This is a genomic window from Streptomyces sp. NPDC093252 (assembly GCF_040683675.1).
Lineage (GTDB): Bacteria > Actinomycetota > Actinomycetes > Streptomycetales > Streptomycetaceae > Streptomyces.
This window is the reverse complement of the sequence record NZ_JBFBEM010000018.1, coordinates 162,764-176,594: the sequence shown is the minus strand read 5'-3', so window position 1 is coordinate 176,594 and position 13,831 is coordinate 162,764. Positions and strand designations below refer to the sequence as shown.

The window sequence follows — 13,831 nt, the reverse complement described above, 5'->3', positions numbered from 1 at the left end:
GGCGTCACCGCGGGCCGGACCGGAAAGGAGGTCTACGGTCGCCGGATCGGTGGGAGTTGACAAAATCTGCATGTGTTCAGCCTGGACCGCCGCAGGTTTCCCTGCGGTTACCGTGTCCCTTAACCCTCGCCTTATGGGGCGGATTGCGGCGCCCGTTCAACTGCGCCGACGCCGGGGTTGAACAGCGCGCGGCGGGCCCGGCCAGGGCATCGTGGCACCGGTACGGCTTATGGCCGCTGCGCACGCCCTGCGCACGCTTTCACTGCTTTCTCCTTCGCGGGTACGGTCGCTGACCGTCAGCCCCGGCCGGAAAGGAAAACTTCGTGGCCATGATGGGGGGCCCGCGCATGGGCCCGACGCCACTGGGCGTCGACAGCTCGATCACCAAACAGAGAATCAAGCCCGGCACCGTGCGCCGCATCGTTCCGTATGCCCTGCGCTACCGCTGGTCGTTGGCGGTGATCATGCTGACGACGGCCGTGAGCGCGACCATCACGGCGTCCAGTCCGCTGCTGCTCAAGATGATCATCGACGACGGTATCGCCCAGCGCCGCGACGGGCTGGTGATCGGGCTCGCGCTGGCCATCGCCGGGCTCGCGCTGGTCGATGTGACCGTGGTCTTCGTGCAGACCTGGTTCTCGGGGCGGGTCGGTCAGGGCATCGTCTACGACCTGCGGTGCCGGGTGTTCGAGCATGTCCAGCGGCAGCCGCTGGCGTTCTTCACCCGGGCCCAGACCGGGGCCCTGGTCAGCCGGCTCAACACCGATGTGGTGGGCGCCCAGCAGGCGATCACCACCCTGCTGTCGCAGGCGGTGTCCCTGGTGCTGACCCTGGTCCTCGTCCTCGGCATGATGTTCTACCTGTCGTGGCAGATCACCCTCGCCGCCCTGGTGATGGTGCCGTTCTTCCTGCTGCCCGCGAAGCTGGTCGGGCGCAGGCTCCAGCGGCTCACCCGGCAGGGCATGGGCCTGAACGCCGACATGGGCTCGATGATGAACGAGCGGTTCAATGTGTCCGGCGCGATGCTGGCGAAGCTGTACGGGCGGCCGGAGGACGAGGCGGGCCGGTTCTCCGACAAGGCGGCGCAGGTGCGGGACGTGGCGATCACCACGGCCGTGTGGGGCCGCATGCTGTTCATCATCATGACGCTGATCACCGGCATGACCACCGCCCTGGTCTACGGTCTCGGCGGGCTGCTCACCATCGACGGCGCCCTCCAGATCGGCACGCTGGTGGCCATGGTGACCCTGCTGACCCGGCTGTACGGGCCGTTGAACCAGTTGTCGAACATGCAGGTCAACGTGATGATCGCGCTGGTCAGCTTCGACCGGGTCTTCGAGGTGCTGGACCTGAAGCCGCTGGTCGACGAGAAGCCCACCGCGCAGCCGCTGCCCGCCACCGCCGCCGACGCCGACCGTCCCACCCCGGACATCGAGTTCGACACGGTGACGTTCCGCTATCCGACCGCCGACGAGGTGTCGCTCGCCTCCCTGGAGACGATCGCGCTGCCCGGCCCCGAGCGGCGGGACAACGCCGTCGTCCTGGACGGGGTGAGTTTCCGCGCGCCGTCCGGGAAACTGACGGCGCTGGTGGGTCCGTCGGGCGCCGGGAAGACCACGGTCACCCAGCTCGTGCCGCGCCTGTACGACCCCACCTCCGGGACGGTCCGCCTCAGCGGTCACGACGTCCGGGACCTGACCATGCGGTCCCTGAACGACACGGTCGGCATCGTCACCCAGGACGCGTACCTGTTCCACGACACGATCCGCGCCAACCTGCTGTACGCCCGTCCGGGCGCCTCCGACGCCGAGCTGATCGAGGCGTGCGAGGCGGCCCGGATCTGGCCGACGATCTCCTCCCTCCCCAACGGCCTCGACACCATCGTGGGCGACCGGGGCTACCGGCTGTCCGGGGGTGAGAAGCAGCGGGTGGCGCTGGCCCGGCTGCTGCTGAAGTCGCCGCCGATCGTGATCCTGGACGAGGCGACCGCGCATCTGGACTCCGAGTCGGAGGCGGCGATCCAGCGGGCCCTGAAGACCGCGCTGGCGGGCCGTACGTCCCTGGTCATCGCGCACCGGCTGTCCACCATCCTGGAGGCCGACCAGATCCTCGTCCTGGACGGCGGCCGGATCAGTGAGCGCGGCACGCACAGCGAGCTGCTCGCCGCCGAGGGGCTCTACTCCGAGCTGTACCGCACCCAGTTCGCCGTGCAGGGCGTGGGCGCCGTCACCGTACCGGGCCCTGCCGCGGGTCCCGTCCGCAACGGCCGCCCGAGGCGGCCCGAACACCACCGTCCCCGACCGAGAACCCCCGAGAGCGAAGGACTCTGACGTGCCGAATCCCTTCGAGGACCCGGAAGCGAACTACCTCGTGCTGGTCAACGACGAGGGCCAGCACTCGCTGTGGCCCGTGTTCATCGCCGTGCCCGACGGCTGGACCTCCGTGTTCGGTGAGGCCGGGCGGCAGGACTGCCTCGACCACATCGAGAAGTCCTGGACCGACATGCGGCCCAAGAGCCTGATCGAGGCCATGAAGGAGAAGTGACCGTGGACACCGCGGACTCGGATACCGACCCGGGCGCGGGCGCCGGGGCCTGGCGGCCGTACGAGATCAGCCCGGACACGGCCGGTACCGCCGACCTCACGGGCTGGCTCGACCGGACGGGCCCCCGGGCGCTGACCGAGTTGCTCACCGAGCGCAAGGCGCTCGTCCTCAGGGGCTTCGGGGTCGCACCGGACGCCGTGGACCCGCTGTTCGCCCGGCTGGTGCCGGACCGGCTGCCCTATGTGCACGGCAACTCGCCGCGCACCAAGGTGGGCGGCAACCTCTACACCTCGACCGAGTACCCCCAGCAGTACACGATCTCCATGCACAACGAACTCAGCTACGCGCACCGCTGGCCCACCCGGATCGCCTTCTACTGCGAGCGGGCCCCGGAGAGCGGCGGTGCCACCCCGGTGCTGGACGGGGAGCTGTGGCTCGGCTCGCTGGACGCGGAGGTCCGTGACGCGTTCGCGGGCGGTATCCGCTACGTCCAGAACCTGCACGACGGGCTGGGCTTCGGGAAGAGCTGGCAGGACACCTTCGAGACCGGGGACCGGACGGCGGTGGAGGCGTTCCTGCGGGACGCGCGCGCCGAGTGGGAGTGGACGGAGGACGGCCTGCGGGTCGTCCAGCTCCGCCCGGCGACGACCGAGCATCCGGTGACCGGGGCCGAGGTGTGGTTCAACCAGGCCGACCAGTGGCATCCGGCGGGCCTCGGCGACCAGGCGTCGGCGGAGCTGTACGACATCCTGGCGCCGGAGGAGTTCCCGCAGTACGTGACCTACGCCGACGGCACGGCGATCCCCGACGCGCACATCGAGCAGATCCTCCAGCGCGGCCTGGCCGGCGCGGTGGATGTCGACTGGCGGGCCGGGGACGTCCTGCTCATCGACAACGTCCTCCTGGCGCACGGGCGCCGCCCGTTCACCGGGAACAGGAGGGTGCTGGTCGCGATGTCGGACGTGTAGGTCCGGCATCCGCTTCCGTTTCCGTCTGTCTGTCTGTCCGGGCGCGGCCCCTGTGGTGAGGGGGCCGCGCCCGGTGTTTTTGTGCGGCGACCGGGAACCCGTCGGCCACCCGGAGGCCGGGGCCCGAAGCCGGGGCAGCCGCCCGTCCGGCAGGGCCGCTGCAAGCCCCGTGGAGCGCCGCACGGCGAGCGAGGCAGCGGGAGCCCGGCTGGCGCGCTCACGAGCCCCCAGGGCCGCGCAGGGCGCCTCTCGGGGCCACCGGACGGGCAGCGAGAACCCTGCCGCGCGCGCCGCATCCCGACCAGCCGGGCGGCACCCACCCCGCAAGCCCCGCGCGACCACCCCACCCAGCCGGGCGGCACCCACCCCACCAGCGCCGCGCGACGACCCCACCCACCCGGGCGGCGGAAGCCCCGCCCGTGCGTCACCGCACCCCCCGCACAGTCGCCGGAGGCCCGGCAGGCAGGGCGAAGGCCGGCCCGGGTGTCCCCGGCACCGGCCTTCGCCCCACCCCGTGCGCCCCCGCCCCTCAGCGCATCGGCCGCAGGCGCGGACGCGCCTCCGCGGGAGCCGGGGTGGTCGCGTTCGTGGCCATCCAGGAGGCGAGGTCGGCCGGGGTGGGGCGGTCGAAGAGGATCTGGATGGGGAGTTCCTCGCCGAGGGTCACCCGGACCCGGCTGACGAGTTTGGTCGCCAGCAGGGAGTGGCCGCCGAGGACGAAGAAGTCGTCGTGGACACCCACCACCGGCAGGGCCAGGATCTCAGCGAACGCGGCGCAGAGCGCCTCCTCGCGGGGGTCGGCGGGAGCGCGCCCCGTGCCCGCGGCGGCGGCCCGGTCGGGGGCCGGGAGGGCGGCGCGGTCCAGTTTGCCGTTGGCGGTCAGGGGCAGCGCGTCCAGGACGACGACGGCGGACGGCACCATGTGCGGCGGCAGTTCCCGCCGGGCCCGGCGGCGTGCCGTCTCGGCGAGGGCGGTGGGGTCGGTGCCGGGGTCGGCCGGGGTGACATAGGCGACGAGCTGCCGGTCGCCGGGGACGTCCTCGCGGACGGCGACCGCGGCGGCGGCCACCTCGGGGTGGGCGGCGAGGACGGTGCGGACCTCGCCGGGCTCGACGCGGAACCCCCGGATCTTGACCTGGTCGTCGGTGCGGCCGAGGTACTCCAGGACGCCGTCGGGGCGGCGGCGTCCGCGGTCGCCGGTGCGGTACATGCGGGTGCCGTCGCCGAAGGGGCTGGCGACGAAGCGTTCCGCCGTGGTGCCGGGGTGCCCGACGTAGCCGCGGGCGAGTTGTTCGCCCGCCGCGTACAGCTCGCCGGGGGCGCCCGCCGGGACCGGTTGGAGGGCGTCGTCGAGGACGTAGAGGGCGGTGTTGGGGACCGGGGTGCCCAGGGGGGCGCCGGGGGTGGGGCCGAGGGGGCCGGTGGTGATGCCGATGGTGGTCTCGGTGGGGCCGTAGTGGTTGAACACCGCCCGGCCGTCGGCCGCCCGGAGGAGCTGGGCGACCCACTCGGGGGGTGCGGCCTCGCCGCCGAGAATCAGGGTGCGGTGCGGGAGGAGCCAGCGCAGGTCGCCGGTGGCGCCGAGCGCGGCGAGGTGGGAGGGGACCATCTTGACGTGGTCGATGCGGTGCCGGGCGAGATAGCCGGTGACGGCGAGGGGGTCGGCGACATCGGCCGCGTCCAGGAGGTGGAGTTCGCCGCCGGTGGTGAGGGCGGCGAACAGGACGGTGTTGCCGAGGTCGGTGGTGAGGGGCTGGAGGAGGGCGTAGCGGTCGCCGGGGTCGCCGAGGCCGATGCGGGGCGGGACATGGGTGACGTAGTTGGCGAGGGCGGCGTGGGTGACGGCGACGCCCTTGGGGCGTCCGGTGGAGCCGGAGGTGTAGATGACGTAGGCGAGGCCGCCGGGGTGGGCGGCGGGCTCGGGCGGGGTGCCGGGCCCGGCGGCGAGGGCGGCGGCCACGGCGGGGTCGTCCAGGGCGAGGGTGGTGAGGCCGCCCATGACGGGCATGTCGTCCAGGAGGTCGGTGGTGCCGATCAGGGCGACGGCGCGGCTGTCGGTGAGCATGTGGCCGAGCCGGGCGGCGGGGTAGGCGGGGTCGAGGGGGAGGTAGGCGGCTCCGGCCTGCCAGACGCCGAGGATCGCGGCGATGGCGTCGGCGCCGCGCGGCAGGCACAGGGCGACGACGCTCTCCGGGCCGACGCCGAGGGCGCGCAGATGGTGGGCGAGGCGGCGGGCGCGCAGCTCCAGTTCGCGGTAGGGGGTGGCGGTGGAGCCGTGGACGACGGCGGTGGCGTCGGGGGTGCGGGCGGCCTGGGCGGCGATGAGCTGCGGGACGGTCCGTCCGGCCTTCGGTGCCTCGGTGCGGTTGCCCTCGGTGGCGAGGCGCAGCCGCTCGGCCGGGTCGAGGACGGGGACGGCGGTGAAGGGGGTGCCCGGGGCGTCGGCGAGGGTGGTGACGAGGTGGTCCAGGCAGGTGTGGAGGAGGTCCTGGATGCGGGCGGGCTCGGCGGGCGCGACGGCGTCGACGGTCACGGAGAAGCCGGCCGCGGTGTCCCGGACGATCAGGGTGACGGGGTAGTTGGTGCGTTCCTCGGAGTGGCGCACGGTGATGCCGTCGAGGCCGGTGCCGGTCTCGGTGAGGGGCAGGCCGTGCTGGTAGTTGAGGATCGTGGTGAACAGGGGTCCGCCGGGCGGTACGGCGCTGGCCCGCTGGGCGAGGGCGAGCGGGGCGTGCTCGTGCTCCAGGAGTTCGGCGAGGCGGGCGCGCAGCTCGGTCAGGGCGGCGTCGGTGGGGCCGCCGTCGACGCGCAGCCGCAGGGGCAGGGTGTTGAGGAACAGTCCGGCCGCGCGGTGGGCGCCGACCCCGGCGTTCATCCGGCCGGTGAGGACGGTCCCGAACACCACGTCGTCCCGGCCGGAGACGGCGGCCAGCACCCGCGCCCAGGCGAGGTGGAAGAGGGTGGCGGGGCTGACGCCGAGTGCTCGGGCGGTCGCGCGGAGCCGGGCGGCGAGCCGGTCGTCCACGGCGCGGTCGGCGCGGGTGACGGCGGCGCCGTCGCCGCGCACGTCGAGCAGGCCGAACACGGCGGTGGGTTCGGTGACATCGCCGAGCAGGGCGGCGAAGTAGCGCTCGTGCTCCTCGGCGGGGGTGCCGAAGCGGGCCTGGGCGACGAGGTCGCGGTAGGGCAGGGGCGGGGGCAGATGGTCGCCGCGGCCGGTGAGGAAGGCGCGGACCTCGTCGAGGAGGAGTCCGACGGTGGTGTGGTCGCCCATCATGTGGTGGACGCGCAGCAGGACGAGGCGGGGGCCGTCGCCGGGTTCGGTGAGGACGTGGACGCGCAGCAGGGGGGCGCGGTCCAGTTCCATCCAGGTGCCGCCGGCGGCGAGGAGCTGGGCGACGGGGTCGCGCGCGGGGTCGCGGGTGAGGTGGGTGACGGGGACGGGGGCGTGACGCCAGACGACCTGGACGGGTTCGCGCAGTCCGGCGGAGAGGATCGCCGTGCGGTACACGTCGTGCCGGTCCACGACCCGCTGGACCGCGGTGAGGAAGGCGTCCAGGCGCTGGGCGGTGTCCAGTTCCAGGACGACGGACCGCAGATAGACGTCGGTGTCGCCGTCGGCGCGGGCGAGGTGGTGGAAGAGCATGCCCTCCTGGAGCGGCGCCAGCGGGTAGATGTCGGCGACATTGGCGGCGCCGCCGTCGACGCGGGCGCAGATCAGGTCGGTCTCGTCCTGGTCGAGTGCGGTGAGCGGCAGCATGGCGGGGGTGAGCCGGGTGGCGCCGTCGGGGATGAGGTGGGGGGCGACCTCGACCGGTTCGGGTCCGGCGACGGTGGCGAGACCGGCCGGGGTCGGGGTGAGGAACAGGGCGCGGACGGACACGGACAGGCCCCGGGTGCGCAGGTCCTCCACGAGGGCGACGGCGACCAGGGAGTTCCCGCCGAGGGTGAAGAAGTCCTCGTCGGGGCCCACCACGTCGAGCCCGAGGACCCGCGCGTAGGCGGCGCAGAGGATCTCCTCCTGTACGGACCCGGGGGCGCGTCCGGCGGCGCCGCTCGCGGCCCGTCCGGGTTCGGGGAGGGCGGCGCGGTCGAGTTTGCCGCTGGGGGTGAGGGGGAGTTGGGGCAGGACGACGAAGGTGGCGGGGACCATGTGCTCGGGGAGGCGCTGGGCGAGGTGGTGGCGGGCCCGTTCGCCGAGTCCCCCGCTGTCGTCGTCGGGGTCGTCGGGGACGAGGTAGGCGACCAGTCGGGTTCCGCCGGTGAGGTCGTCGCGGGCGGTGACGGCGGCGGCGGCGACGGCGGGGTGGACGGCGAGGGCGGTCTCGATCTCGCCGGGTTCGACGCGGAAGCCGCGGATCTTGAGCTGGTCGTCGGCCCGGCCGGCGAACTCCAGCCGTCCGTCGGTGCCCCAGCGGGCCCGGTCGCCGGTGCGGTACATGCGCTCGCCGGTGGCGAACGGGCAGGCCACGAAGCGTTCCCCGGTGAGTGCGGGCCGGTTCACATAGCCGCGCGCGAGACCCGCGCCCGCGAGGTACAGCTCACCGGGGACGCCCGCGGGCACCGGTTGCAGCCAGGTGTCGAGGACGTAGGCGCGGACGCCGTCGAGGGGGGTGCCGATCGGGACGCGTCCGCTCGCGATGTCCTCGGGGGTGAGGCGGGTGGTGGTGGCGCCGATGGTGGCCTCGGTGGGCCCGTAGTGGTTGTGGATCGCGCGGTCCCCGGCCGCCGCGAGGAGGTCGCCGACCCAGGCGGGCCGGGCGGCCTCGCCGCCGAGGATCAGGGAGCGGGCGGGCAGGACGGCGGCGGGCCCGGCGTGCGCGCAGAGCGCCGCCAGGTGCGAGGGGACGGCCTTGAGGTGGTCGATGCGGTGCTCGGCGAGATGGGCGGCCACGGCGGCGGGGTCGAGCACGGCGTCGCCGTCCAGGACGTACAGGGTGCCGCCGGTGGCGAGCGCGCCGAAGAGCAGGGTGTTGCCGAGATCGGTGACCTGGGGCTGGAGCAGGGCGTGGCGGGTGCCCTCGCCGCCGAGGCCGAGGCGTTCGGGTGCGGCGGCGGCGTAGTGGGCCAGGGCGTCCTGGGTGACGGCGACGCCCTTGGGGGTGCCGGTGGAGCCGGAGGTGTAGACGACGTAGGCGAGCCGGCCGGGCCGGGGCGCCGGCCACCGGGCCGGGGCGGGGGCGGGGGCGGTCATCTCGTCCAGGGTGACGATCCGCACCTGTCCGGCGGGCTGGTCCTCGACGAGTTCGGCGGTGGTGAGGAGGAGGACCGCGCGGCTGTCGCGGAGCATGAACGAGGTGCGCTCGACGGGCTGGTGGGTGTCGAGCGGCAGATAGGCGGCACCGGCCCGCCAGACGCCGAGCAGCGCGGTGATCGTGTCGGTGCCCGGGGGCAGGCAGAGCGCGACCACCGACTCGGGGCCGATCCCGGCGGCGGTGAGCTGCCGGGCGAGGGCCTCGGCCCGCTCCCGGAGCGCCGCGTAGGACAGGGCGGTGCCGTCCTGGTGGACGGCGGGGGCGTCGGGGGTGCGGTCGGCCTGCGCCCAGAACCGTTCGAGAACGGTCGGCGCGGGGGCCGGGGCCGGGCCGCCGCTCCAGTCGGTGAGGACGCGGGCGCGTTCGGCGCCGTCGAGGAGCCCGGCCTCGCTGAGGCGCAGACGGGGGGTGTCGGTGACGGTCCGCAGCAGGCGCAGCAGTTGTGCGGCGAGGCCGTGGGCGAAGGCGGGGTCGAACAGGTCGGCGGAGGCGGTGACCGAGCCGGTCAGTCCGGCGGGGCGGCCGTCCGCGTCGACGTTCTCGTTGACCATGACATCGAGGTCGAACTTGACGCCGGGGCGGGCGCCCTCGACCGGCGCCACCTCGATACCGGGCAGGTCCAGCGCCACATCGGCGGTGTTCTGCATGGTGAGGACGGTCTGGAAGAGCGGGTTGCGGGCGACGGAGCGGGCCGGGGCGAGTTCCTCCACCAGCTTGTCGAAGGGCACGTCCTGGTGGGCGAAGGCGCCCAGGGTGACCTCCCTGACCCGGTGCAGGATCTCGCGGAACTCGGGGTCGCCGGTCAGGTCGGTGCGGATGACGACGGTGTTGACGAAGCAGCCGACGAGGTCGTCCAGGGCCTCGTCGGCGCGTCCGGCGACGGCGGAGCCGATGGGGATGTCGGTGCCCGCCCCGAGGCGGGACAGCAGCACGGCGAGCGCGGCGTGCAGCACCATGAAGACGGTGACGCCCTCGGCGCGGGCGAGTTCGGTGATCCGGGCGTGCAGGTCGGCCGGGGCGTCGAGGGGGGCGTCGTGGCCCCGGTGTCCGGCGACGGCGGGGCGGGGCCGGTCGAAGGGCAGGGCGAGTTCCTCGGGGCTGCCGTCGAGGGCCTCGCGCCAGTAGGCGGTCTGCCAGGCCATCAGGCCGTCGGGGTCGTCGTCGGCGCCGAGGAGGGCGCGCTGCCAGAGGGTGTAGTCGGCGTACTGCACGGGCAGGGGCCGCCAGTCGGCGGGGCGGCCCTGGCTGCGGGCCGTGTAGGCGGTGGACAGGTCGCGGGTGAGGGGGCCCATGGACCAGCCGTCGGCGGTGATGTGGTGGACGACGACGGCCAGGACGTGGTTCTCGGCGCCGAGCGCGAACAGCCAGGCCCTGATGGGAGGTTCGGTGGTCAGGTCGAAGGCGTGCCCGGCGGCGCGGGCGACGGCGCCGGGGAGGTCCTCGGGGGTGGTGAGTTCGAGCTGCGGCTGTCCGGCGAGGGTGTCGGCGCCCACGATGTCCTGGTGGTGCCGGCCGTCGGCTATGGGGAACCGGGTGCGCAGCGCCTCGTGCCGGACGAGGACGTCGCGGAACGCGGCGCTGAGGGCGTCGCGGTCCAGGGGGCCGGTCAGGCGCAGCACGATGGGCGCGTTGTAGGTGGTGCCGCGGCCTTCGAGCCGTTCCAGGAAGAGCAGCCTGCGCTGCGCGAAGGACGGCGGGACGAGATCGGGGCGGGTCTGGGGGACGAGGGCGGGGCGGCGCGCGGGGGTGGCGGTGCCAGTGGCGGTGGTCCCGGTCCCGGTCTCGGTTCCGGCCTCGGTCTCGGTCTCGGTCTCGGTCTCGGTCTCGGCGAGGTGGGCGGCGAGTCCGGCGGGGGTGGGGACGCGGAACAGGTCGCGCATCTCCAGCTCGGTGCCGAGGGCGGCGCGGACACGGGAGATGAGCCGGGTGGCGAGCAGCGAGTGGCCGCCGAGTTCGAAGAACCCCTCGTCGGGGCCGACCGCTTCGAGGCCGAGGACCTCGGCGAAGATCCCGCAGAGGATCTCCTCCTGCGGGGTGGCCGCGCGGCCGGTGCCGGTGGTGCGGCCGGGGGCGGGGAGCGCCCGCCGGTCGATCTTCCCGCTGTGGGTGAGCGGGAATTCGGGCAGCACCACGAACGCGCCGGGCACCATGGGCGCGGGGAGGCGGCCGGTGAGGAACGCGCGCAGCCGGCCGGGCAGATCGCCGCCGGAGCCCGGCCCCTGGCCGCCGCGGGCGTCGGTGACATAGGCGACCAGCAGACGGTCGCCGGACCCGGCGTCGGGCTCGGGGTCGCGGGCCACGACCACGGCCTGGGCGACATCGGGGTGGCCACCGAGCACGGCCTCGATCTCGGCGGGTTCGACCCGGTACCCGCGGATCTTGAGCTGTCCGTCGGCGCGGCCCACGAACACCAGGTCGCCGCCGCCGGTCCAGCGCACCCGGTCGCCGGTGCGGTAGAGCCGCCCGCCGCCGCCGTCCGGGTCGGCGACGAACCGCTCCGCGGTCAGCGCGCCGCCGCCGGTGTAGCCCCGGGCGAGGCCGGGACCGGCGACATACAGTTCGCCGGTGGCTCCGGCGGGCACGGGCTCCAGGAAGTCGTCCAGGACCAGGACGCGCGCGCGGGCGACGGGGGTGCCGATGTCGGGCGCGGTGCCGGGCACCAGGGGGGCGGACAGGGTGGCGCAGATGGTGGTCTCGGTCGGGCCGTAGGCGTTGACCAGGTCGCGTCCGGCGGCCCAGCGGTCCACCAGGTCGGGGGTGAGGGCCTCGCCCGCCGACACCAGGGTGCGCAGCGAGGGCAGGTCGGCGGGTTCGAGGGCGGCGAGGACGGCCGGCGGCAGGGTGGCGTGGGTGACGCCGTGCCGGGCCATCACCCCGGCGAGACCGCCGCCGGGGAGCAGGTCGTCGGCGGGGGCGGTGACGAGGGCGGCGCCGGTGCCCAGGGCCATCAGCAGTTCCCAGGTCGCCGCGTCGAAGCCGATCGACGCGAACTGGAGGACCCGGCTGCCGGGGCCGACGCCGAGCCGGGCGGCCTGGGTGGTGACCAGGGCGGCCACGCCCGCCTGGGTGAGGGCGACGCCCTTGGGGCGTCCGGTCGACCCGGAGGTGTAGATGACATAGGCGAGCTGGCCCGGCCGGGCCCGGTGCGGCGGGCGGGTGGCGGGCCGGGCGTCGATCGCGGCACGCACCCCGGGGTCGTCCACGGCGAGCGCCAGCAGGCCCTGCGCCGGTAGCTCGTCGAGGAGGTCGCCGCTGGTCAGCAGGGCCACGGCGCCGCTGTCGGAGAGCATGTACGCGATGCGTTCCAGGGGCTGGCGGGGGTCGATCGGCAGATATCCGGCGCCGGTCTTCGCGACGGCGAGCAGGGTGGTGACGAGGTCGGCGCCCCGGTTGAGGACGACGGCGACCACGGACTCGCGGCGCACCCCGAGCCCGGTCAGATGGTGGGCGAGCCGGTTGGCCCGCGCGTCGAGTTCGGCGTACGTCAGGAGGTGCCCGTCGGCGATCAGGGCGGGCGCGTCGGGGGCCAGGTCGGCCTGGACGTGGAACAGCTCGGGGGCGGTGAGCGCCGGGACGGGGAGGGTGTCGGCGGGGGGCGCGGGGTGCTCGTCGGTGTCGTAGAGGCGGAGGGCGCCGACGGGGGTGCCGGGTGCGGTGGTGGCCAGTTGGTCCAGGACCCGCCGGAAGCGGCGCAGCAGATCGCCGGCGGCGCCGGGTCCGTGGCGCTCGCCGTTGACGTCGACGTCGATCCGGACCGTGCCGTCGGCGGTGTCGGTGGTCTGGTCGTAGACGTTGATCTGCCGGTCCTCGGTGGGGCCGTGGGTGAGGTTGTGGACGGTGACCGCGGCGGTGCCGAAGCGGGGCGGGTAGCCGTAGCCGAGGATGTTGACATTGAGGTCGAACAGGGCGGCGGCACCGGCCGGGTTGAGTTCGCGGGCCAGGTCCTCGTAGCGGTAGCGCTGGTGGCGCAGGCCCTCGCCGATCGCGGCGGCGGTGCGGCGGACCACCTCGGCGACGGTCAGGGCCGGGGTGAGCCGCAGCCGGATCGGCATGACGTTCGAGGTCATGCCGACGACCCGCTGTTCGCGGCGCCCGATCCGGCCGAGGACGGGGACGCCGAGGACGATGTCCCGGGCGCCGCTGACCCGGTGCTGGTAGACGGCCGCGGCGGCGACGACCAGGGCGGCGAACCCGGTCCGCAGCTCGCGGGCGGCGGCCCGGACCCGTGCGGTGTCGTCGGCGGGCAGGTCGGCGCTCGCGCGGACCGGGGTCCCGGCGCGCGGCGCGCCGCCCTCGGCGCGCTCCTCGGCACCGGCCAGCGCCGTCGTCCAGTGGGCGCGGTCGCGGGCGTGGGCGGGCGAGGCGCGGTAGGCCCGTTCGGAGTCCACCAGGACCGAGGCGGGGTCGGTCGGGTCCGGGTGGTGCTCGCGGCCCGCGAGGAGCGCCGCGTACGCCTCGGCGACCCGGGCGGTGGCCAGGGACGCCCCGTGCCCGTCCGTGACGAGGTGGTGGGCGCGGTGGTACCAGAGCACCCGGCCCTCACCGACGACGAGGACGGCGACCGCGCACAGCGGGCCGGTCAGCACATCGACGGGACGGCCGTACTCCGCGCGCATCCACGCCCGGGCCGCCGCCTCGGGGTCGGGTTCGGTGCGGAGGTCGACCAGGTGCACCGGGACCTCGGCGGCCTCGTCGACATACTGCCGGGGCTCGCCGTCGACGAGGACGAAGCGGAGCCGGTAGGCGTCGACCCCGGCGAGCGCCAGCCGCAGCGCCCGCACCAGGAGGTCCGGGTCCACCCCGCCGTCGATGTCCAGGTACTCGGCGACATTGAGGACGACCTCGTCCCGCGCGACCTGCTGGGCGTACCAGATGCCGAGCTGGGCGGAGTTCAGGTGCCACGGAGCGGTGGCCTCGGCGGAGGTCATCGTCCCTCACCCGCCGACCGGAACCGGGACCCGCTGTCCGACACGTCGATTGGAATCGGCACGGGCCGTCCTCCCCGAAAGGTGAATGCTGGCGAATGGTGCCGGGCACGGCGTCGGAATCGGCCACGGCCGTGCG

Annotated in this window: 4 protein-coding genes; 3 read left to right on the top strand and 1 reads right to left on the bottom strand. The window is 74.7% G+C overall.

From position 1 onward, the window contains the following. Positions 1–329: 329 nt before the first annotated feature. Genes AB0O01_RS32105 through AB0O01_RS32095 form a run of 3 tightly spaced genes read left to right on the top strand, consistent with a single transcriptional unit; the run spans position 330 to position 3,512 of the window. Positions 330–2,330 carry an ABC transporter ATP-binding protein gene (locus AB0O01_RS32105; protein ID WP_365318959.1) on the top strand — a complete coding sequence of 667 codons (2,001 nt, stop codon included), beginning with the start codon at positions 330–332 and terminating at the stop codon, positions 2,328–2,330. 1 nt (position 2,331) lies between these two features. Continuing rightward, on the top strand, positions 2,332–2,544 hold the full coding sequence (locus AB0O01_RS32100) for an MbtH family protein (RefSeq protein WP_365318930.1): 213 nt from the start codon (positions 2,332–2,334) through the stop codon (positions 2,542–2,544). 2 nt (positions 2,545–2,546) lie between these two features. Further along, on the top strand, positions 2,547–3,512 hold the full coding sequence (locus AB0O01_RS32095) for a TauD/TfdA family dioxygenase (protein ID WP_365318928.1): 966 nt from the start codon (positions 2,547–2,549) through the stop codon (positions 3,510–3,512). Positions 3,513–4,041: 529 nt separating this feature from the next. Here AB0O01_RS32095 and AB0O01_RS32090 read toward each other — a convergent pair. Continuing rightward, a complete protein-coding gene (locus AB0O01_RS32090) occupies positions 4,042–13,695 on the bottom strand; it encodes an amino acid adenylation domain-containing protein (RefSeq protein ID WP_365318926.1) in 9,654 nt (3,217 codons plus the stop codon). Positions 13,696–13,831: the final 136 nt, after the last annotated feature.

Coding starts and splice junctions, on each gene's coding strand:
- AB0O01_RS32090 (WP_365318926.1), bottom strand. CDS start 13,695: ATGACCTCCGCCGAGGCCACCGCTCCGTGGCACCTGAACTCCGCCCAG.
- AB0O01_RS32105 (WP_365318959.1), top strand. CDS start 330: ATGATGGGGGGCCCGCGCATGGGCCCGACGCCACTGGGCGTCGACAGC.